Below are 20,485 nucleotides of genomic sequence, written 5' to 3' on the forward strand. Positions count from 1 at the left end.
AAAGGCACTTCCACCCCATCGGCTCCGCACTGGTCCCACCCGCACGACCCGTCCCTGGAGACTCCCATGAGCACCGACTCCGAACTGCTGTGGTCCCCAAGCCGCTCGACGGCCGAAAGCTCCAATATCGCCGGCTTCATGCGCTGGCTGAGCGAGGCCCGGGGACTGTCCTTCTCCACCTACCCGGAACTGTGGCGCTGGAGCACCACCGGCCTCACCGCATTCTGGTCGGCGGTATGGGAGTTCTACGGCCTCGACACCGTCAGCGGCTACGACGCCGTGCTGCCCGACCCGTCGATGCCCCAAGCCACCTGGTTCCCCGGAGCCCGGCTGAACTTCGCCCAGCAGTGCTTCGCACGCGCCACGGACGCGCGCCCGGCCTTGATCTCGGTAGCCGAGGACGGCGTTCCTGTCGAGACCTCGTGGGAGCAGCTCGAGCGAGAGGTCGCGGCTGTCGCCGCGTCCCTTCGAGGTATGGGCGTCGGACCTGGCGACCGTGTCGCCGGCTACCTGCCGAATACGTCACATGCCGTGGTCGCGTTGCTGGCGACCGCCGCTGTCGGCGCGGTGTGGACGGTGTGCTCGCCGGACTTCGGCACGCCCAGCGTTCTCGCGCGCATGCGGCAGGCACAGCCGACGGTTCTGGTGGCCGCCGATGGCTACTTCTACGGGGGCAAGGAGTTCGACCGGCGTCCGCAGATCGCTGAGCTCGCGGACGGACTGCCCACGGTGCGGCACCTGATCGCGGTCGACTACCTCCACACGTCCTCCAGCACATCGTCGTGGTCCCAGCGCCCTGAGGTGGTACAGCACTCCTGGTCCGCCCTGCTGGCGAACGAAGCGCACCTCACCTTTGTCGACGTCCCCTTCGACCATCCCCTGTGGATCTTGTGGTCCTCGGGCACCACGGGCGTGCCGAAGGGCATCGTGCAGGGCCACGGCGGCATCGTCGTCGAATTGCTCAAGGCACTCGGTCTCGGCGCCGACCTGCGCGGCGACGACCGCTACTTCTTCCACACGTCCACCAGCTGGATGGTGTGGAACCTCATGGTCGGCGGCCTCCTGCACGGGGCCACGATCGTTCTGTACGACGGCAGCCCCACCCACCCTGACGTCAACGGCCTATGGAAGGTCGCCGAGCGGACACGGGCGACGATGGTCGGTGTGGGAGCGGCCTACCTGATCGCCGCGGAGAAGGCGAACGCACACCCGGCGGCCGACATCGATCTGAGCGATCTGCGTTCCATCCTGCAGACCGGCTCGACCCTTCCCGCGAGCACCTGGCGCTGGGTCTACGACCGCTTCCCCTCCGACATATGGCTCCAGTCGATCTGCGGAGGGACGGACATCTGCTCTGTGCTCGCCGGAGGATCCCCGCTGCTGCCGGTGCGGGTCGGCCGGATCCAGTGCCCCGCGCTCGGTGTCGCCCTCGCCGCATGGGACGCCTCGGGACAGCCGCTCATCGGCCGGCAGGGGGAGATGGTGGTGACCTCGCCGCTTCCCTCGATGCCCTTGCGTTTCCTCGATGACCCTGACGATCGGCGGTATCTGGCCAGCTACTTCGACGTCTATCCCGGAGTCTGGCGGCACGGGGACTGGGTCACGGTCAACCCGGATCTGTCCATTGCGGTGGGGGGACGCTCCGACTCAACACTCAACCGCATGGGTGTGCGGATGGGATCTGCCGACATCTACGCCGTAGTCGAACAGCTCCCGCAGATCGCGGACAGCCTTGTCATCGGCGCCGAATTGCCGGACGGCCGGTACATGATGCCGCTGTTCGTGGTCCTCGCCGAAGGAGCAGCCCTCGACGACGCGCTCCGGAACAGCATCGCCCTGTCCATCAAGCGAGAGCTGTCGCCTCGGCACGTACCGGACACCGTTGTTCCGATAGCCGCCGTACCGCGCACCCTGACCGGAAAGAAACTAGAGGTGCCCGTCAAGCGCATCATCCAAGGCGCTCCCATCGCCGAGGTGAGCGCTGAGGGTGCCATCACCCACCCCGAGATGCTGGCCTGGTTCGCGGACTTCACGACCAGGCTCCCCGCGGGACGCTGACGTCGCGGCCGAGACCAGTTGTTACTGGTCTTCGACCACACGTTGCCGGCGCGAGGACCCCGCATCCCCGGAGAACCGCAAGCTTCCGGAGCAATCAACCTGGCCTCGGTCGCCACGGCACAGATGAACTCTCCCAGGGCTCCCGCTCACAAGGAACTGGTCAGGAATTGGAGAACGAGGCTGGTGACTGAGACCACCACCCACAGGCAGGCACCCAGGATGAGCGGTCGGGGACCGGTGCGTCGCAGTGCGGCGAGGTCGGTGGACAGGCCCGTTGCGCAGAGCGCGACGGTGATGAGAAAGACCGAGAGCTCGCTGAGTCCGTGGTGGGCGGCAGCCGGGATGAAACCCAGGCTGTTCGCTGTGGTCATCAGCAGGAAGCCGATCAGGAACACGGGTACCAGCTTGACCACCTGGAGCCGGGGGCGGGCCGTAGCTTCCGATGCGGCACGGTTGCGGCGGCTCACCAGCCAGGCCAGTCCCAGGCAGATGGGGATGATCATGAGGCTACGGGTGAGTTTGACGGTGACCGCGTAGTTCGCTGCGGTCTGACCATAGACGGTGGCAGCGGCGACCACTGAGGAGGTGTCGTTGACCGCCGTCCCCGCGAAGAGGCCGAAGCTGTGCTGGCTCATCCCCAACAGGTGGCCGAGCAGTGGGAAGGCGAGCACGGCGGCGACATTGAACAAGAAGATGGTGGAGACCGCGTAGGCCACCTCAACCCCGGCTGCGCCGATGACCGGGGCAGTCGCTGCGATCGCCGACGCGCCGCAGATGCCTGTGCCCACGCCGATCAGCGTACGCAGGTCCCCAACGATGCCGAGCCACCGGCCGATGCCGTATGCGGCGGTCAGACAGACCACCAACGAACCGATCATCACCGGAAATGAGCCGACGCCCACCTGGACGATCTGGGCCAGCGACAATTGAGAGCCCAGGACGACGACCGAAACCTGCAGTACCTGCTTGCTTGCGAAACCGATGCCGGGGCGCAGCCGAGCTCCTGGCCTCGCCAGAGCGGCCAGCAGCACGCCGAGGACGATCCCGGCCACTGGGCCGCCGACGAGCGGAAACATTTTCCCCACCGCCGTGCCCGCCACCGCGAGAGCCAGGACGAGGGCCAGACCAGGTATGACAGAGGCTGCGGCCGCTGTTCCTCGGCTCATGGGTGAGCGGCGGGGTTGCTTGCCGCGCTGCACGGCGGGCCGGGATGCCTGCCCCGGTTCAGCCTCCGGCCGTGTAGGGCCCTGACGGTACAGATCTTGGCTCATGGCCTCGACTCTGATGCGCTCTGGACCGCGGTTGTAGCCCCGAGATCGTGAGGAGGTCATAGCCAAGAGGTATGACTGCCGACCGGGTCCGGCCCATACCCTGGAGCTATGAGTCAGTTGCCGGATTTGGAATCACTGCGGCTGCTCGTCCTTGTCGGAGACGTGGGGAGCTTGAGCGGTGCGGCGGCGCAGCTCGGCCTGGCGCAGCCGTCGGCGAGCAAGCGGCTGTCCACGCTGGAGCGCAGGCTGGGCCTGGTGCTGGTGGACCGAACGCGACGGGGATCGCAGCTCACCGACGCGGGCCGGGCTGTGGCGGGCTGGGCTCAGCGGGTCCTGCAGGAGCTGGAGGGGCTGCTGACCGGCGCGGAGGCGCTGCGTACGAAGCGGGACGCTGAGCTGAGGGTGGCGGCCAGCATGACCGTGGCCGAGTACCTGGTACCGGGCTGGATCGGCGAGCTACGCCGCACCCGGCCGGAGTTGTACGTCGGTCTCCAGGTGACCAACAGCGAACACGTCCCGGAATTGCTGCGCAGCGGAGCGGCGGACCTCGGGTTCGTCGAGTCACCGCGGGCCCCGGCGGGGCTGTCCGCCCGGCAGGTCGCCAGCGACCGGCTGCTCGTGGTGGTCGCCCCAGGGCACCCCTGGACGCGCCGCCGCCGCCCGCTGGGCGTCGCCGAGCTCGCGGCCGCACCGCTGGTGCTACGCGAACGCGGATCGGGCACTCGCGAAACCCTGGACCAGGCTCTGCGCAAGGCCGGCGTGGGCGAACCGCTGCCCCTCCTGGAGCTGGGGTCGGCGACCGCCGTGCGCAATGCCGTGATCGCCGGAAGTGGCCCGGCAGTGATCAGCGAGCTCGCGGTACGAGCCGACCTCGCTGATGGCCGCCTTGTGTCGGTGGAGGTCGAGGGCGTCGAACTACGCCGTGTCCTGCGCGCTGTCTGGGCTTCGGGACGCATCCTCGTCGGCCCCGCAGCGGAACTTCTGGCCGTAACGGGACGCCGGGGAAAGAAGCCATGAGACGTTGCGGGCCCGACGCGACTTCGGCACCGGCCCTGCACGCCGCGGCATCGTCAGGAGGCGGGGCGTTGTTGAGATGGAAGCGCACCGTCTCGATGTTCGCGGCCACATGTGCGCGGGCCTTGAGGTCGTCTTCGTCGATGCGGCCGTCACCGTTCTCATCCGTGACGACGCCGGGGGCGGTCGGCCACGCTGGTGCCGGGGCTGTGCGGGTGCCGATGCACCATCCGCACACCTCAAGCCGCTCGTCGGTATTCGCGGAGGGTTCCGCCGAGTCGCTCTCGCCCGCGGACGTCCAGGTGGGCGACCGGGCTTGTTGCGTGATGGAGGCGGGCAGCGGGGGCATGGGGCGGCTCGTTTCCTCAGATCAAGGGCCGGTCAAGGAGTTCGGCGCCGCAGGTCTGTATCCAGCGCTCCATGAGCGAGTCCATCTGGGGTATCTGAATGCCGGTGGTGACGATCTTCACGTCGGCATCGGCCATCAGGGCGTCGAAGGTGCCTGTGCACTGGGGATCGCGGTCGCGGATCAGGAACTGTGCCCTGCTGCCTGCGTCCTCGAGGTCCATGAGGAGGTTACGTTCGAGCTGCACCATCCAATCCGCGGTGGGAGTCGCGGTGGCGCCGATCCGGATGCGCCTGGTGGTGTGCTCGAAGACGTGCAGGCACGCCCCGGTCGGCCGTGCGGACTTCGAAGAGATCGCGAGACGGATTGTTATGGAATCCCACTTGGCCGTGTGCTGGCTGGAGCGAACCGTCACGACACCCCGCTGCTCGCCCCGGCCCTGGCCCGCCTGGAGGACCTGGGACCGCTGCCCGACGACATCACCGTGCGTCTGGACGCCGGCCACGACTCGGACAAGACCCGCACCCTGCTCCACGAACGCGGCCTGCACGGCCGCATCGCGCACAAGGGCGAGAAGGCACCCATCCAGGCCCTTCAGAGGTGGCACGTCGAACGCACCCACGCCTGGCAGAACGCCTTCCACCGCCTCGCCCGCTGCTACGAGCGCCGGGTCACCGTCATCGACTCCTTCTTCGACCTCGCCGACACCATCACCATCATCACCATGCGTAGCCTGATCCGCCGAGCGTGGACCACCCACCGCTGGAACGACCGCCCCACCGCCGCCCATGACGGACCACCATCTGCGCCAGTGCTCGGCTGGTAACGTGACCCCATGATGGTGGCATTGATCGACTCAGGGCTTGGCCTCCTTTCCACCACAGGATGGCTTCGGCACCTCGCCCCGGAACTCGATCTGCTTCTGCTTCTGGACCCCGACGGCGCCCCCTGGGGATCGAGAACGGCCTCCTTCGTCACGGACCGTCTGTTCAATGCCGCCCAATTGGCCGTCCAGCGGGGCGCGGAGGCCATCGTGGTCCCCTGCAACACTGCCACCGTCACCGCGATCGACGCTCTGCGCGAGAGTTTTGAACCCCGGGTGCCTGTGATCGGAACCGTGCCCGCCGTGAAGCCGGCCGCAGCGGTCGCCCAAGGCATCGCCGTGTGGGCAACCGCCCGGACCACGGCGAGTGACTACCAGGATCGCCTGATCGCGGACTTCGCGAACGGCCGGCCTGTCGCGCGTGTCGCATGCCCGGGTCTGGCCGAGGCGATCGACCACGGAGACATGACCGCAGCAGCGGAAGCGATCGCCGACGCGGCAAAGCGAACCCCCCAATATTGCGACTCCGTGGTGCTGGGATGCACGCACTACCCCCTGGTGGCGCCAGAGATTCTGCAGAGCCTGCCCACCGGAACCACCCTGTACGACAGCGCGGAGGCAGTCGCCCGCCAAACACTGCGGCGATTGGACAGAACCACAGAATCGCACAGTACGGGCTCCATCGACGTGGTACTCAGCGGGCGCCGCGGAAATCTCCCAGCAGGCGCCCACGCCTATCCGGTGGGTCGCGCCCTTGCCGCCGCTGCGCGGGTGCCCCGCGAAATTCTCATCACTGCCGCAACTCGCGCCTCGATGGCTGCTCCGGCGATCTGAGCAAGCCCCGGAACCCGTTCGTCTCGTCGGCCAGGCGTACAGCCACTCCGTTCGCGGCAGACCCGGAGGTTGGGCGCGTTGGCGGGCGCCGCCGTCTCTTGCCTGGATCACGATGCCAGGACGCGGCCGGCGGCGATGGCTGATGCGACGGTGCCGCCGATGACGACGGCCCAGGCGGCGATGATAGGGATGCGGCTGCTCCAGGTGCGCAGCACGGGCGAGTTCGAGGCTCGGGCGAGGAACGCGTCGCGACCGCGGAGTACCACAAGGCCGACGCCGGTCAGGGTCAGCGCCATGCCGGCACCGAACGCCACCACCATCGCGATCGCCGTGCCGACGCGGCCGGTCAGCAGTCCGCTGAGGAGGACGAGGAATGCCGACGGGGAGGGGAGCAGGCCGCCGGACGTGCCGAGCAGCAGGATGCCGCGCCAGGTGAGCAGAGACGTGGACGTCGGGATGTGGTGGCTGTGGCTGTGGTGGTGATCGTGGTCATGCCCGTGATCGTGGCCATGGTGGTGTCCATGGCTGGGACGGTGCTTCCGGTTGATCAGGTGGCGCCGGAGCAGGCCGATGCCCACGGTGACCACGACCAGGGCCGCGGTCAGCTGAAGCCAGTTCGTCACCGCTGCGACGTCCGGTGCGTGCTGGGCGGCGAGCCACCAGCCCACGGCGAGTACGGTGACCGATGCGGTGTGCATGACGGCGACGACGGCGCCGAGCCACACCGCGTCCCGTGCCGCGCCTTGGTCGACACCTTGTGGTTGACCGTGCCACGTTTGCTGGTGTTCGACTCCTGGTCGACCAGCTTGGTCCAGTTCGTCGCGTCATCCGACGTGAGGATGGTGTACGTGTAGATTGCCTCGCCGGCGGTGGACGAGCGAGGCCGAACTGCACCTGCTCTGGGCGAGGCTGGATGGCGCCGAGCGACCCGCGGCCTCGTGGCCAACCCGGACTGCGCCGGGGCCCATGCCTACGGACGGCGCCCGTCCGGCCGGCGCCTGACCGCGGACGAGAGCGTGCACACCGTCATCGGCACCCGGCCGCGTGAGCAGTGGCCCGTCCTGATCCGTGACCACCACCCCGGCTGGATCGTGCCCACCAACTCGACCTGCCCGACCGCGCCGCCCTTGAACAACTCGTCGAGCCGACCAGTCGGGTATCGGGCTGGTCACCGACATGGGCAGCCTCGGCGGCATGGTCGAACGGCTGACCCCCGGGACATCCACGTGCTCCGCGTGTGAGTGGAGCGGCGGTGCCCCGCGGCAGTCGCAGTCCACACTGGCCGTGAGACATAGGTGCGCGGAGCTGCGTGCAGAAGCTAAGTTAAGAGCATCTTTGAGCGTGACGAGTCAGACTTGTGCAGGAGAAACCCATGACCCATGTATCCGCGGAGATCGCGAGCCAGCCAGAGTGCTGGCGCCGTGCGCTGGAGCTGAGCCCCAACGACCTGCCCGAACCGGACGAGCGCGTAGCCGTCATCGGCTGCGGCACCTCGCTCTACATCGCGCAGGCGTACGCGTCGCTGCGCGAGTCGGCCGGCCTCGGCGAGACCGATGCCTTCGCGGCCTCCGACTTCCCCGCCGCACGCCGCTACGACCGGGTTCTGGCTATCAGCCGTTCCGGCACCACCACCGAGGTGCTGGCGGCGCTCGAACAGACACGACGGACACCCACGGTCGCCGTCACCGGCGATCTCGCGACGCCGATCACCACAGCTGCCGGCAGCATCGTCGACCTCGCCTTCGCAGACGAGAAGTCGGTCGTGCAGACCCGCTTTGCGACCACGTGCCTGGCGCTGCTGCGCGGACACCTCGGCCTCGCCCCGGCAGACCTGCCCGAGCAGGCGGAGCAGGCGCTCCGCGCACCGCTGCCCGAAGGCACCACCACGGCACAGCAGTTCACCTTCCTCGGCACCGGCTGGACGACGGGCATAGCCAACGAGGCAGCACTCAAACTGCGGGAGGCCTCCGGGTCCTGGACCGAGTCGTACCCGGCCATGGAGTACCGGCACGGCCCGATCAGCGTCACCGGACCCGGCAGCGTGGTGTGGTTCTTCGGCGAGCCGCCCACCGGTCTCCTCGACCGGGTCCGCGCCACCGGCGCCGTCGCCTCGCTCTCCCCGCTGGACCCGCTCGCCGACCTGATCCGCGTCCAGCGGCTCGCGGTGGAGCTGGCCGAGAGCCGGGGCCTCGACCCCGACCAACCACGCAACCTCACCCGCTCGATCATCCTGACCCGGCCATGAGCGAGCACATCGCGAGACCGGTCGACCGACTGGTGATCGCACTCGATGTCGGCGGCACCCAGATCAAGGGTGGCGTGTTCGCAGGTGACGGCACCACCCTGCACTCCGAACGATGGCCCACCAGGGCCGAGCGCGGGCCGAACGCGGTGATCGACACGATCCTCACCTGCGCCGACGAACTAGCCGCCGTCGCCAAGCGCTCGGGCCGGCCTGCGGAAGCGTCAGGCATCGTGGTTCCTGGCATCGTTGACGAAACATCAGGTACCGCGGTCTACTCCGCCAACCTCGGCTGGCAGGAGGTGCCGGTGCGGCAGCGGCTCGCCAAGCACCTCGGCCTCCCGGTCGCCTTCGGACACGACGTCCGGGCCGGCGGCCTCGCCGAGGCGCGCCTGGGCGCCGGCCGCGGCTGCGGCGATTTCCTCTTCGTCCCGCTCGGCACCGGGATCGCCGCTGCCGTCATGGCCGGCGGCCGGGCCCTGTCCGGCGCCCACGGGTCCGCCGGAGAGCTCGGCCACCTGGTGGTGCGCCCCGCGGGCGAACCCTGTTCCTGCGGCAACCACGGCTGCCTGGAGACCCTCGCCTCCGCCTCCGCCATCGCCCGCCGTTACACCCAGGCGACGGGAGAGCGAGAAGTCACCGCCAAGGACGTTCAACGCCGCGCCGAGGCCGGCGAGGCGGACGCCGCCAGGATCTGGGGCGAGGGCATCGAGGCACTCGCCGACGGGCTGACCGCCACCGTCACCCTCCTGGACCCCGAGCGCATCGTCCTCGGCGGCGGCCTGGCCAAGGCCGGTGAGCCGCTCTTCGCCCCGCTCCGCACCGCGCTGGCCCGGCGGCTCACCTTCCAGCGGGCGCCGCAGCTGCTCCCCGCCGAACTCGGCCACGAAGCCGGCTGCCTCGGCGCCGCCCTGCTCGCCCAGGACCTCCTGCACAGCCGGAGCCGTCCGCGAGGCGGTGCCGGATGATCCTCGCCGTCACCCTCAACGCCGCCGTCGACGTCACCTACCACCTCGACCAAGTCCACCGGCACGGCAGCAACCGTGTGCACGAGGTCGCCCAGCGGGCCGGTGGCAAGGGCATCAACGTCGCCCGGGTACTCACTGCGCTCGGCCACGACACCGTCATCACCGGCCTGGCCGGCGGCGCGACCGGCGAGGCCGTCCGGACCGACCTGGCGGCATCCGGGCTGCGCGACGAACTGATGGCCATCGAGGGACAGACCCGCCGTACCGTCGCCGTCGTCGAGGACCAGGACGGCGACACCACGATGTACCTGGAACCCGGACCCGCCATCACCCTCGCGGAGTGGTCGCGCTTCCTGGCCCGTTACGAGGAACTGCTCTCCGACGCGGCGGCCGTGGTTCTCTCCGGCAGCCTGCCTCTCGGCCTGCCACAGAACGCCTACGGGCTCCTCGTAGCTCTCGCGACTTCACGTCGAGTACCCGCGATTCTCGATGCCGACGGCGACGCTCTGCGTGCCGGACTCTCCGCAGGGCCGGCTCTGGTCAAACCCAACGCCCACGAACTTGCCACTGCCACGGCCACGGTCGACCCGCTGGCAGGAGCCCAGGCGCTGCGCGCCGCCGGAGCCCACGCCGTGGTCGCCTCACTCGGTCCGGGAGGGCTGCTCGCCACCACCCCCGAGGGCAGCTGGCAAGCCCGCCCGCCCGGGAAGGTCCGTGGCAATCCGACCGGCGCGGGCGACTCCGTCGTCGCCGCTCTCGCCGCCGGCCTTGTGGAAGCCACCTCTTGGCCCGAACGACTCACTCACGCGGTCGCCCTTTCCATGGCCACCGTGCTCGCCCCGCTGGCGGGAAGCTTCGACCCCGCCGACTACCACCGCCTGCTGCCCCTCGTCCGGGTGGAGTCGCTCAATCCCACCTCCCCTCAAGGAGAGTCATGCCCCTCGTAGGCATGGGCGACATAGTCGCCCCCGCGGTCCTCGCCCGCTGCGGCGTCGGCGCCTTCAACGTCATCCAACTCGAGCACGCCGAGGCCATCGTCGAGGGCGCCGAACGCACCGGGGCACCGGTGATCCTCCAGATCAGCGAGAACGCCGTCCGCTACCACGGTGCGCTGGCGCCGGTCGGCGCGGCCACCCTGGCGGTCGCCCGGGCCGCGATTGTGCCGGTCGCCGTCCACCTCGACCACGCGACCTCGCCCGAGCTGGTCCGTGAAAGCGTGGAACTCGGCTTCACTTCGGTCATGTTCGACGCCTCCGCGCTCGATTACGCGGACAACGTGCGCGCCACCGCCGAAGTCGTCGCCCGATGCCACGCGGAGGGCGTCTGGGTCGAGGCCGAACTCGGCGAGGTGGGCGGCAAGGACGGCGTCCACGCACCTGGTGCCCGCACCGACCCGGCCGAGGCCGCCGCCTTCACCGAGAGCACCGGCGTGGACTCGCTGGCGGTGGCCGTTGGCACCTCGCACGCCATGCTGACCCGTGACGCCGTCCTCGACTTCGAGCTGATATCCGCCCTCAGCCGGGCTGTTCCGGTGCCGCTGGTGCTGCACGGATCCTCCGGCGTGGCCGACGAGCACCTGACCGCGGCCGTTGAGTGCGGTATGACCAAGGTCAACATCGCGACCCACCTCAACAATGCGTTCACCGCCGCGGTGCGCGAACGGCTCGCCGCCGACGTCGAGCTGGTCGACCCCCGGCGCTACCTCGGCGCCGGCCGAACCGCCGTGGCCGACGAGGTAGCCCGTCTGCTCGGCGTGCTACGCGCCCGCCGTCCCTGATGCCGGGGCCCGGTCCTGGTGTCCGTCCGCCCGTCCACCCGGCGAAATCACTGGACTCGGTGTTGGTCCTCCAGCCCGGCGCCGGCCGCGCCCGGGCCGTGGTACAGGTTCAGGACGGCGGTGGGTGGCGGACCATCGGGTCACTGAAAGGGCCGTATACACACCTGTCCGCGCACGACGTCACGGCCCACGCGGTGCGCCTGCTGTGGACGGCCGGGAGCCGGGCCCCAGTGATCTCCGAGGTCGTGCCGCGGTACGCCGCTGACTGATCCGCCGACCGGCCGACCCGGCGGCCGCAGGTCCGCCGGTCCGCCGGTCCCGGCGGTGATGCGGGCGGGCGGACAAGCACGTAATACCTGCTGTGTGGCGCGGGCGCTCGGAGGATCGTGGATCGTCCGGGCGGTGGCGGTGAAGTCTCCCCGTGATCTTGGACACGACGCTTCCCGGCGCATTTCACGTCGCTGGCCGATCCCAGCCTCGCGATCACATCCTGGGGTTGTTCCTGTCCGTCGACGCGACGGTTGCCCATGTTCCGAGGCCGAGGCGGCGCCGTCAGTCCGCCACCCCGAACAGCTCCTTCTCCACCCGGTCGAGTGCGAGCCGTGCACCGCCGAGCGCGACCGCCTCGTCGCCCAGGGCGGATGCGGCCACCTCCACGGGGAACAGGCACAGTTCGGCGAGGCGGGCACGCAGCGGGGTCAGCAGCAGGTCCCCTACGCGGGACAGGCCGCCGCCGATGACGACGAGCTCCGGGTCGACAGTCAGGACCATCGCCGCGACACCCTGCACCAGGTCCGCCGCGAAGTCGTCCAGGGCCCGCAGCGCGTGCGCGTCCCCTTCGCGGGCCGCGGCGAACAGGGCCTCGGGATCGGCCCAGCGGCCGGGTAGTCGGCCCGGGGCGGTGTGCCAGCCGGAGCCGGGCAGGACGCCGATCTCGCCCGCTGCCCCGTTGCGCCCGACGTGCAGCCTGCCGCCGAGCAGCACGCCGGCGGAGACGCGATGCCCGACGTGTACGCAGAGCACGTCCTGGTGGCCGGCGGCCACGCCACGCCAGTGTTCGCCGAGTGTCGCGTACGCGGCGTCGTTCCCGGCGACGGTCGGCGCATCGAACGCCTCGGTGAGAGTGGTGGTCAGATCGGTACCGGCCCAGTCCGCAAGGCGCGAGCTGAGCGTGACGGTGCCGTCCGCGGAGACGATGCCCGTCGTGCCCGCGCCGACCGCGCGCACATCGGCGGTGCGCAGTCCGGCGCCGCGCAGCGTTCGGTGGCCGAGCGCGCGGGCGGCCGCGAGCCGTTCCTGAGCGGGCAGCGAGGGCTGGACCGAGGCGCGCCGCACCCCGAGCACCCCGCCGCGCAGGTCGGCGGCGACGGCGAGGACCTTGTGCACGCCGATGTCGAGGCCGAGCACGCAGCCGGACTCGGCGCGGAAGCGGTAGCGCTTGGCGGGGCGGCCTATCTGGCGCCGCCCGCCTACGGCTTCGGGGGCCACCTCCTCGACGAGCCGCTGTTCAGCCAATCCGGTCAGCGCGTTCTCCACGGTCGCCCGGGTGACAGCGGCGGCCTTGACGAGTTCGGTGAGTGTGAGTTCCTCCGCCTCGTGCAGAGCGCGCAGCACAGCGGCCTGGTTGAGGCGCCGGAGCAGTGATGAGTCGCCTCCGGTGATGGACACGTTTTTCTTCGACCCCCTTGACGCGGTGATGGGCCCGATGCACGATCGAGCCACCTTATTTTAGAAGGTACCAAAAATAAGCAGAGCTTGATGCCGACGTCCGGATCGAGGACAACCGTGAATCGCATCGCCAGGACAGCCGCACCGCTCCTCGCTCTCGGCCTGGCCGCGGGCGCCTGCTCACCCGCCGGGTCCGCGTCGGGCTCGTCGAAGGACGGGAAGGCCGAGATCACCTTCCTGACCTTCGAGACGCCGAACCTGGACGCGAAGTACTGGGACGGGGCCATCGCCCGAGCCGAGAAGAACGTCCCGGGCGTGAGCGTCAAGAAGCTCGTCGCGCCGAGCACCGACCGCACCGGGTACGCCAAGCAACTGCTGGCCTCCGGGCAGTTCCCCGACGTGATGATCGCCGTTTCTCCCTCCGGTTTCGCCGAGTCCGGGAACCTGGCGGCGTGGACGGACAAAGAACTCGCGCCCTTCACGTTCCCCCACTCCAACCCTATCGGCGGCAAGATCTACCAGCTGCCGTACAACACGCAGCTGACGCCGCTGGTCTATTACAGCAAGGCCAAGTTCAAGAAGGCCGGGGTCGCCGCGCCCCCGAAGACCTACCAGGAACTCCTCGGCGACAGCGCCAAGTTGAAGAAGGCCGGCATCAGCCCGTTCGTCGTCGGCGGTGGCGGCAAGGACGCCTTCGCGGCCTCCTTTCTGTGGACCGCTCTCGTCGGCACCGACGTCTACAAGAAGACGCCGGACTGGATGGTCCAACGGCGTGCGGAAAAGGCGAAGTTCGCCGACGCCGACTTCAAGGGCGCCACCGACAAGTTCGTGCAGCTCGTGAAGATGGGCTATGTCGACAAGGCGGGCCTCTCGCGCGACTACGCCGCCACCGAGAGGGCGTTCCTCGGCGGCAAGGGCGCCATGTACCCGATGGGCACCTGGTTCGCCACGGCCGCCGACAAGAGCGCGATGAAGGACGACATCGGCGTCTTCCCGTTCCCGACCGACGACGGCTCCCCGGCCGTCCCCTCGTACACCGGCGGCGGCATGTCCGTGAACGCCAAGTCCCAGCACGTGGGCCTGGCGAAGAAGTTCGCGCTCGCCTTCCAGCGGGACCGGCGGAACCTCGACGCCGTCGTGAAGAGCGACGGCGCGATCATCGCCATGAAGGGATACACGCCGCCCGCCGACATGGGGCCCGTCTACACCGCGACCGCCAAGGTCTATGACGACGCCGTGAAGGACAAGGGCATCGTCAATGCCTTCCTCGTCGAGACCGGCGACGACTCGCTGCTGCCCGGCATGGTCGAGAAGTCGTACGCCTTCGCGCAGGACGTCATCGCCGGGCGCAAGAACGCCGACCAGGTGGCCCGGGCACTCGACGAGGACTGGGGCAAGGCCAAGTGATGGCGATCGCCGAGAAGGGGGCGGCCGTGCGCCGGCCCGCCCCCGTGATCCCCGCCCCGCGCCGCCGCAGCCCCTGGCCCGCCCTGCGCCACTTCGTCGGCTTCGGCCTGCCCGGACTGCTCGTCTATGCCTGCTTCGTGCTCGCGCCGATCCTGCTGAGCGTCGGCTACAGCTTCACCAACGCCGACCAGTTCAAGCCGCACACCCGCTTCATCGGGTTCGACAACTACGTGAACCTGCTGACCGACGACGCGTTCCTGACCGCGCTGAAGGTCACCACGATCCTCACGCTGATCGTCGTCATCGTGCCCAACGTCCTCGGTCTCGCCGTGGCCCTGCTGCTCGACCGGCGCGGCTGGCTCTACAACGCGCTGCGCGGCGTCTTCTTCGTCCCCGTCGTGCTGTCCTCAGTGGTCGTCTCCGTGATCTGGCAGGCGATGCTCACCGACGACGGGCTGATCAACACCACGCTGCGTTCCCTCGGTGTCGCGCATCCGCCCGGCTGGCTGTCCGACCCCCAGCTCGCCCTGTACTCCATCGGTTTCATCATCAGCTGGCAGATGCTCGGCTTCTGCGCCGTCGTCTACCTCGCGGGGCTTCAGGGCGTACCGCAGGAACTGCAGGAGGCCGCGTCGATCGACGGCGCCGGGGCCCTGCTGCGGTTCCGGAAGGTCACCTGGCCGATGCTGGCGCCCGCGCTCACCATCAACACCGTCATGCTCCTGATCACCGGATTCAAGACGTACGACCACATCCAGGTGCTCACGAACGGCGGCCCCGGCACCGGCACCACCGCCACCCTCGCCTTCTCCGTCGCGCAGACCGGCTTCACCGCCAACCGCACCGGTGAGGCCTCCGCGATGGCCCTGATCATGCTGGTGATCGTCGCGATCGTCTCCACCGTGGCCCTGCGGTTCCTCCAGCGCCGGGAGGTGCACCTGTGAGCAACGACCGGAAGATGCAGCAGGCCAGTTGGGCACGGCCGCTGGGCGCGCTCGCCGTCACCGCCCTGTTCTTCCTGCCCCTCTACCTCGTCCTCGCCAACGTCTTCAAACCCGGCAAGGACATCACCGACCACCCGGCGGCCTTTCCCTGGCCACCCACCCTCGACAACCTCCGGGCCGCGCTCGGCCGGCCCGACCGCCTCTTCTGGAACGGCCTGATCAACTCGGTCACCATCACCTTCCTCTCGATCGTGATCCTGACCGTCGTCTCGGCGATGCTCGGCCACTATCTGTGCCGCACCCGCAGCCGCCTCGGGCGCATCGCGATGCTGGTGCTGCTCGCGGGGCTGATGATCCCACCACAGGTCATCCTCGTCCCCGTCACGGACGTGCTGCGCCTCACCGGGTTGATGACCACGATCCAGGGAATCGTCGCCTTCAACGTCGGCTACTACGTGCCGTTCGGCGTCTTCGTCTTCTCCGGCTTCATCCGCTCCATCCCGATGGAACTGGAGGAGTCGGCGCAGATGGACGGCGCGGGACGCTGGCGCACCTTCTGGCAGGTGGTCTTCCCGCTCCTGCGGCCCGCCACCGCGTCCGTCCTCATCTTCCTGGGCGTGTGGATCTGGAACGACTTCCTCAACCCGCTGATCATCCTCGGCCCGGCCGGCGGCACCACCGTCACCGTCGGCGTCTACCGCGCGATCGGCGAACACCAGCAGGACTACGGCCAGGTCTTCGGGCTGATGTTCCTCGCCGCCCTGCCCGTGCTGATCTTCTACCTCGCCCTCCAGAAGCACTTCGTCAAGGGCCTCACCGGAGGAGCCGTCAAGGGATGACCGTGACCCAACCCGCCCTGATCGCAACCGAGTTCACCAACCTGCACCGGCACATCGGCCGTCCGCTCGGCCGCCCGCTCACCCTCGCCCTCGCCGGCGCGGGCGCACGCGGCAGCGGGTACGCGCTGCTCGCCGCCGAGGGCGACATCCCCGTGCGCATCACGGCGCTCGCCGAACCGCGCACCGGTCGCCGTGACCAACTGGCCGCCCGGCTCGGTGTGCCCGCCGAGCACTGCCACGACGACTGGCGGGAGCTGGCCGCCGGGCCCCGCGTCGCGGACGCCGTCGTCATCGCCGTACAGGACGCCCAACATCTGGAAGCAGCCGAGCAGTTCACGGCCCGCGGCTACGACATCCTCCTCGAAAAGCCCATGGCCACCTCGGTCGACGAGGTCGACCGCATCGCCGCCGCCGCCGAGGGCGCCGGGGTCTCCCTCACCGTCTGCCACGTCATGCGCTACTCGCCATACAGCGTGCGCGTGAAGGAGATCGTCGCCTCCGGCCGGATCGGGGACGTCGTCAGCGTCCAACACCTCGAGCCCATCGGCTACTGGCACTACGCGCACTCGTACGTCCGCGGAAACTGGCGCCGCGAGGACACCTCCAGCTTCATGCTCCTGACGAAGACCTGCCACGACATCGACTGGATCGGCCACATCGTGGGCCGCCCGGTCGAGGCGGTCTCCTCGTTCGGCTCGCTGTCCCACTTCCGCCCGGAGAACGCGCCCGAGGGTTCGACCGACCGCTGCGTGACCTGCCCGCTCAACGACACCTGCGCCTACTCGGCGCTCAAGCTGTACCCGGTCGGCCTGCGCGAGGGCGGCGTCAAGCGGTACTTCACGCGGATCGCCGCCGACGAGCTGACCGAGGACGCGGTAGAGCGGGCGCTCACCGACGGACCGTACGGGCGGTGCGTGTACCGCAGCGACAACGACGTCGTCGACCATCAGGTCGTCACCCTCGTCTACGAGGGCGGCGCCACGGCCGCCTTCACCGCCACCGCGTTCACCCCGCAGGAGAACCGGCACACCAAGATCTTCGGTACGCGCGGTCAGCTCAGCGGCGACGGTCGGCACATCGAGGTCTACGACTTCACCACCGACGAGCGCACCGTCATCGACACCGACAACGGCGGTGCCGGCGCGGCCGAGGGGCACGGCGGAGGCGACGCGGGCCTGGTCGCCGCCTTCGTGCGGGCCCACCACGAGGGGCGGCCCGAACTCCTGCTGACCGGCGCGGGCGAGAGCCGCGACAGCCACCGTGTCGTCTTCGCGGCCGAGCAGGCGCGGCGCAGCGGACGGGTCGTCGTGCTGCCCGGCACGGCGTGATGAACCCATGGGCAGGCGGCCGTCACGGGCTCGTCCCCGTGCTCGCCGTCGCGCTCGTCGCCCTGCTCGCGGGGACGTGGCTGCTGTCGGGGGAGCTTGTCGAAGACACCGACCCGCTGCTCGTCGCGGTGGGCCGAACGGGCGTGGCCTGCGCGGTACTTGCCGCGTTCGCGGCGGCACGTGCCGACACCCGCGAACAGGCGCGGGCGGTTCTCGCACGGCCCGCCCGGCTCGTGCAGCTGGCCTTACTCGGCTTCGCCGCGTACGCACTCGGCACGCTCCTCGCCATGCCGCGCATCGGAACCTCCCTCACCAACCTGGTGGTGGCGCTGATGCCGTGCGCGTCGCTGGCCCTCGGCGCACTCTGGTTCGGACAGCGCGCCACCGTCCGGCAGGCCGCGGGAGCGGTGCTCGCCACCACGGCCACCGCGGCGTACGCCCTGCTCGGGGGAGGCAGCCGGCTCGACGGGGCGGGCCTGCTGCTCGCCGTCGCCGGGATGCTCGCCTTCGCCTGGTACGGGTTCCTGTACCGACAGCACCTCGGCGGCATCGCGCCCGCCGCCGCCCTGCCCGTGCTGCTCGGCGCGGCGACAGCGCTGCTGCTGCCCTTCGCCCTGGCGGCACACGAAGCTGCGCCGGGGGAGTGGGCCGGGATCGCGCTGCTCGGCGGGGCGGTGTACGTGCCCGCCTACCTCGTGCAGCACCGCCTGATCCTGCTGCGCGGCCCGGTGTTCACGGCCGCCGTCCAGCTGGCGGTGCCGTTCACCGTACGGCTCGGAGAGTGGGCGACCGGCCTGTCCGGACCGCCCTCCGCTGTCGAAGTCACCCTGCTGAGCTGCGCGTTGGCGGGCATCGGCCTGGTGACCCTGCCGTGCCTGAAGCGTTCGACGTCCTACTGCACCACCGCACATCCCACCCGGCAGGGAGCCACCCCGCCGGACCGTGTGCCGCGCACAGCGGCAGGAGAGGACCGACCATGAGCCACCCGAGGCACCCGCAAGCGTGGCGCGCCACCGTCCTGACGGGCGCGCTCGCCCTGAGCCTTGGCATCGCGACGACCGCACCGGCCGACGCGACCCCCGCCGCCCAGCGCGCCGTGCACCAGGGCGTCAGGGGCGCCCTGGTGCTCTCCGCCGGCTATCTGTCCATCGGCCTGGACCGGGCAGGGACCGTGACGGGCCTCCTGGACTCACGCACCGGCACGGACCATCTGGCCCCCGGCAAGGCCGCCTCCCTCGTCAGCCTCGTGATCGACGGCAAGCAGATACGGCCCACGCGTGTGGTTCGCGACCGCCACGATCCCCGCTTGCTCACCTTCAGCAACAGCAAGGCCGATTACGAGGTCGATGTACGGGCCGTCAACAAGGGCGCGTACACGACGCTCGAAGCCGTACGTGTCCATGTCCCGGACGGCGCCGACGTACAGACCCTGCTGTGGGGACCGCTCGCCACGGACATCACCCGGACCGTCGGCGAGACGGTCGGCATCGTGCGCGACGACTCCTTCGCCATCGGCCTGCGCCCCCTGACCGACCGCACGGAAGGCGCGTGGCCGCAGGAGTACCAGGACTACGGCTGGGAGAGCGAGGTCGCCGACAACCCGTCGAAGCTCCAGGTCGCCCCGCACGAAGAGTGGAGCGCGGCCGGGAAGACGCCGTGGGGATCGGTGCTGCGCGCCTTCACGTACGACTACACCAAAGAGCGCGAGCGGCAGAACCTCGGCGGCTACCGCATTCCTGTCGGGCCGCTGCCCCGGCCCAGCGCGCGCGTCACCGGCTCCAAAGTGGCCCTCTTCGGCACCACGCCCGGCATGGCCCCGACCGTCCTGTCCGCCGTCGCCTCCGGCGAGGGCCTGCCGTACCCGACGCAGAACGGCCAGTGGCAGAAGGCCGCGCAGGCCAGTAGCCAGTCGTTCCTCGTGCTCGGGGACCTGAAGACGGACACGATCCCGGCCGCCGCCCGCTTCGCGAAGGCCGCGGGCATCGGCTACGTCTACTCGCTGCCCAATGCCGTGGGGCCCTGGCAGAGCACCGGGCACTACCAGTTCAACTCCAGCCTCGGCGGCAGCGACGCGGGCGCCAGGGCGGCGGTGGACCTGGCCGCATCCAACGGCGTACGCCTCGGCGTGCACACCATCTCCGACTTCATCAGCACCAACGACCCGTACGTCAGCCCCGCTCCCGCCGACTCCCGCCTCGCCGTCGGCGGCCGGGCCAAGCTGACCCGCCCCCTCGCCGCAGGCGACACCACGCTCTTCCTCGACTCCGACGCCCTCCTCGCGAATGGCCTGTACGGCAAACTCCTGCGCGTCGGGGACGAGTTCGTCTCGTACGACACCGCGCGGAAGACCGGCGACGAGTGGCAGGTCACCGGCGTCAAGCGCGCCCAGTGGGATTCGGTCGCCGCGGCTCACGCCACGGGGGAGACGACCGCCCGGGTTGTCGTCAACAGCTACGGCGGACCCATCGGCGGCCACGACATCATCAAGGAGATCTCCACCCGCCTGGCCACCGCCTGGAACGACACCGGTATCCTTGCCAACTCCTACGACGGCGTGGAGTCGGCGTCGGAGTCCGGCTGGGGCTCGTACGGGCAGGCCCTGCTCATCAACGGCGCGTACCAGCGGAACAAGGCCAAGGACGGCTTCGTCACCGAGACGAGCCGCATGACCTCCAACACCTGGGACGCGCTCACCCGCGCGAGCTGGGGCGAGGTCGGCTCCACCTCGATGAATCAGGTCTTCATCAACAACGAGTCCTACCAGGCCAACTACCTTCCCGGGATGCTGGGGTGGGTCAGCCTCAACGGCTCGGAGAGCCTGCTGAGCATCGAGAGCAAACTGGCGCGGGGCGCGGGACTCAACGCCGGTGTCGGATTCCAGACGTCCGTCGCCAACCTCACCGCCGGCGGCGATAACGGCCTGAAGGTCCTCGACGCCATCAAGCAGTGGGAGACGGCCCCGTAAC

17 protein-coding genes and 1 pseudogene are annotated in these 20,485 nt (G+C 69.8%); 14 read left to right on the forward strand and 4 right to left on the reverse strand.

Annotation, left to right across the window (positions count from 1 at the left end):
- The first annotated feature begins 66 nt into the window (after positions 1–66).
- Positions 67–2,058: an acetoacetate--CoA ligase gene (locus CGL27_RS48705; RefSeq protein ID WP_119994082.1), complete on the forward strand. Its 1,992-nt coding sequence runs from the start codon at positions 67–69 to the stop codon at positions 2,056–2,058.
- Between the two features lie 146 nt (positions 2,059–2,204).
- Here the strand turns inward: CGL27_RS48705 and CGL27_RS48710 are convergent, their stop codons facing one another.
- Complete coding sequence (locus CGL27_RS48710; protein WP_240450908.1) at positions 2,205–3,329, reverse strand: putative sulfate exporter family transporter; 1,125 nt, start codon at positions 3,327–3,329, stop codon at positions 2,205–2,207.
- A 108-nt stretch (positions 3,330–3,437) separates the two neighbouring features.
- Between CGL27_RS48710 and CGL27_RS48715 the strand changes: the two genes are divergently transcribed.
- Entirely contained in the window at positions 3,438–4,346 is a 909-nt protein-coding gene (locus tag CGL27_RS48715) for a LysR family transcriptional regulator (protein WP_119994083.1), read from the forward strand.
- Positions 4,347–4,708: 362 nt separating this feature from the next.
- Here the strand turns inward: CGL27_RS48715 and CGL27_RS52900 are convergent, their stop codons facing one another.
- Positions 4,709–5,104 carry a hypothetical protein gene (locus CGL27_RS52900; protein ID WP_240451090.1) on the reverse strand — a complete coding sequence of 132 codons (396 nt, stop codon included), beginning with the start codon at positions 5,102–5,104 and terminating at the stop codon, positions 4,709–4,711.
- Here CGL27_RS52900 and CGL27_RS48725 point away from each other — a divergent pair.
- Together CGL27_RS48725 and CGL27_RS48730 are read left to right on the forward strand one after the other, a co-directional pair.
- Positions 5,030–5,515, forward strand: a pseudogene (locus tag CGL27_RS48725) (transposase); the annotation flags it as partial. The gene CGL27_RS52900 and the pseudogene CGL27_RS48725 sit on opposite strands and share 75 nt — an antisense overlap.
- Before the next feature lie 9 nt (positions 5,516–5,524).
- Entirely contained in the window at positions 5,525–6,346 is an 822-nt protein-coding gene (locus CGL27_RS48730; protein WP_119994084.1) for an aspartate/glutamate racemase family protein, read from the forward strand.
- A 107-nt stretch (positions 6,347–6,453) separates the two neighbouring features.
- Here the strand turns inward: CGL27_RS48730 and CGL27_RS48735 are convergent, their stop codons facing one another.
- Positions 6,454–7,044, reverse strand: coding sequence for a sulfite exporter TauE/SafE family protein (locus tag CGL27_RS48735; protein ID WP_119994910.1), 591 nt, complete (start codon positions 7,042–7,044; stop codon positions 6,454–6,456).
- Positions 7,045–7,718: 674 nt separating this feature from the next.
- Between CGL27_RS48735 and CGL27_RS48740 the strand changes: the two genes are divergently transcribed.
- From CGL27_RS48740 to CGL27_RS48755, 4 genes are read left to right on the forward strand one after another with little or no spacing between them, the layout of a single operon-like run.
- Positions 7,719–8,591, forward strand: a complete 873-nt coding sequence (locus tag CGL27_RS48740) for a sugar isomerase (RefSeq protein WP_119994085.1) — start codon at positions 7,719–7,721, stop codon at positions 8,589–8,591.
- Positions 8,588–9,556 carry an ROK family protein gene (locus tag CGL27_RS48745; protein ID WP_119994086.1) on the forward strand — a complete coding sequence of 323 codons (969 nt, stop codon included), beginning with the start codon at positions 8,588–8,590 and terminating at the stop codon, positions 9,554–9,556. Before CGL27_RS48740 ends, CGL27_RS48745 begins: the two co-directional genes overlap by 4 nt.
- Positions 9,553–10,503: a 1-phosphofructokinase family hexose kinase gene (locus CGL27_RS48750; RefSeq protein WP_119994087.1), complete on the forward strand. Its 951-nt coding sequence runs from the start codon at positions 9,553–9,555 to the stop codon at positions 10,501–10,503. The genes CGL27_RS48745 and CGL27_RS48750 overlap by 4 nt, the downstream gene beginning before the upstream one ends.
- Positions 10,491–11,333, forward strand: coding sequence for a class II fructose-bisphosphate aldolase (locus CGL27_RS48755; protein WP_119994088.1), 843 nt, complete (start codon positions 10,491–10,493; stop codon positions 11,331–11,333). Before CGL27_RS48750 ends, CGL27_RS48755 begins: the two co-directional genes overlap by 13 nt.
- A gap of 552 nt (positions 11,334–11,885) precedes the next feature.
- On the opposite strand, the gene CGL27_RS48765 is transcribed toward CGL27_RS48755, so the two are convergent.
- Positions 11,886–13,001, reverse strand: a complete 1,116-nt coding sequence (locus CGL27_RS48765) for an ROK family transcriptional regulator (RefSeq protein ID WP_240450909.1) — start codon at positions 12,999–13,001, stop codon at positions 11,886–11,888.
- Positions 13,002–13,118: 117 nt separating this feature from the next.
- On the opposite strand from CGL27_RS48765, the gene CGL27_RS48770 reads away from it, so the two are divergent.
- Genes CGL27_RS48770 through CGL27_RS48795 form a run of 6 tightly spaced genes read left to right on the forward strand, consistent with a single transcriptional unit; the run spans position 13,119 to position 20,484 of the window.
- Entirely contained in the window at positions 13,119–14,408 is a 1,290-nt protein-coding gene (locus tag CGL27_RS48770; protein WP_240450910.1) for an extracellular solute-binding protein, read from the forward strand.
- Positions 14,408–15,352 (forward strand): sugar ABC transporter permease, encoded by a 945-nt coding sequence (locus CGL27_RS48775; RefSeq protein WP_119994091.1) that lies wholly within the window; start codon positions 14,408–14,410, stop codon positions 15,350–15,352. The genes CGL27_RS48770 and CGL27_RS48775 overlap by 1 nt, the downstream gene beginning before the upstream one ends.
- 14 nt (positions 15,353–15,366) lie before the next feature.
- Positions 15,367–16,191 (forward strand): carbohydrate ABC transporter permease, encoded by an 825-nt coding sequence (locus CGL27_RS48780; protein WP_078647903.1) that lies wholly within the window; start codon positions 15,367–15,369, stop codon positions 16,189–16,191.
- Positions 16,188–17,519, forward strand: a complete 1,332-nt coding sequence (locus tag CGL27_RS48785; protein ID WP_119994092.1) for a Gfo/Idh/MocA family oxidoreductase — start codon at positions 16,188–16,190, stop codon at positions 17,517–17,519. The genes CGL27_RS48780 and CGL27_RS48785 overlap by 4 nt, the downstream gene beginning before the upstream one ends.
- Complete coding sequence (locus CGL27_RS48790) at positions 17,519–18,499, forward strand: DMT family transporter (protein WP_119994093.1); 981 nt, start codon at positions 17,519–17,521, stop codon at positions 18,497–18,499. Before CGL27_RS48785 ends, CGL27_RS48790 begins: the two co-directional genes overlap by 1 nt.
- Entirely contained in the window at positions 18,496–20,484 is a 1,989-nt protein-coding gene (locus tag CGL27_RS48795) for a hypothetical protein (RefSeq protein WP_240450911.1), read from the forward strand. Before CGL27_RS48790 ends, CGL27_RS48795 begins: the two co-directional genes overlap by 4 nt.
- Position 20,485: the final 1 nt, after the last annotated feature.

The organism is Streptomyces sp. 11-1-2, assembly GCF_003595545.1.
In the GTDB taxonomy this organism is placed as follows: Bacteria; Actinomycetota; Actinomycetes; order Streptomycetales; family Streptomycetaceae; genus Streptomyces; species Streptomyces hygroscopicus_B.

Coding starts and splice junctions, on each gene's coding strand:
- CGL27_RS48705 (WP_119994082.1), top strand. CDS start 67: ATGAGCACCGACTCCGAACTGCTGTGGTCCCCAAGCCGCTCGACGGCC.
- CGL27_RS48710 (WP_240450908.1), bottom strand. CDS start 3,329: ATGAGCCAAGATCTGTACCGTCAGGGCCCTACACGGCCGGAGGCTGAA.
- CGL27_RS48715 (WP_119994083.1), top strand. CDS start 3,438: ATGAGTCAGTTGCCGGATTTGGAATCACTGCGGCTGCTCGTCCTTGTC.
- CGL27_RS48730 (WP_119994084.1), top strand. CDS start 5,525: ATGATGGTGGCATTGATCGACTCAGGGCTTGGCCTCCTTTCCACCACA.
- CGL27_RS48735 (WP_119994910.1), bottom strand. CDS start 7,044: ATGCACACCGCATCGGTCACCGTACTCGCCGTGGGCTGGTGGCTCGCC.
- CGL27_RS48740 (WP_119994085.1), top strand. CDS start 7,719: ATGACCCATGTATCCGCGGAGATCGCGAGCCAGCCAGAGTGCTGGCGC.
- CGL27_RS48745 (WP_119994086.1), top strand. CDS start 8,588: ATGAGCGAGCACATCGCGAGACCGGTCGACCGACTGGTGATCGCACTC.
- CGL27_RS48750 (WP_119994087.1), top strand. CDS start 9,553: ATGATCCTCGCCGTCACCCTCAACGCCGCCGTCGACGTCACCTACCAC.
- CGL27_RS48755 (WP_119994088.1), top strand. CDS start 10,491: ATGCCCCTCGTAGGCATGGGCGACATAGTCGCCCCCGCGGTCCTCGCC.
- CGL27_RS48775 (WP_119994091.1), top strand. CDS start 14,408: ATGGCGATCGCCGAGAAGGGGGCGGCCGTGCGCCGGCCCGCCCCCGTG.
- CGL27_RS48780 (WP_078647903.1), top strand. CDS start 15,367: ATGCAGCAGGCCAGTTGGGCACGGCCGCTGGGCGCGCTCGCCGTCACC.
- CGL27_RS48785 (WP_119994092.1), top strand. CDS start 16,188: ATGACCGTGACCCAACCCGCCCTGATCGCAACCGAGTTCACCAACCTG.
- CGL27_RS48790 (WP_119994093.1), top strand. CDS start 17,519: ATGAACCCATGGGCAGGCGGCCGTCACGGGCTCGTCCCCGTGCTCGCC.
- CGL27_RS48795 (WP_240450911.1), top strand. CDS start 18,496: ATGAGCCACCCGAGGCACCCGCAAGCGTGGCGCGCCACCGTCCTGACG.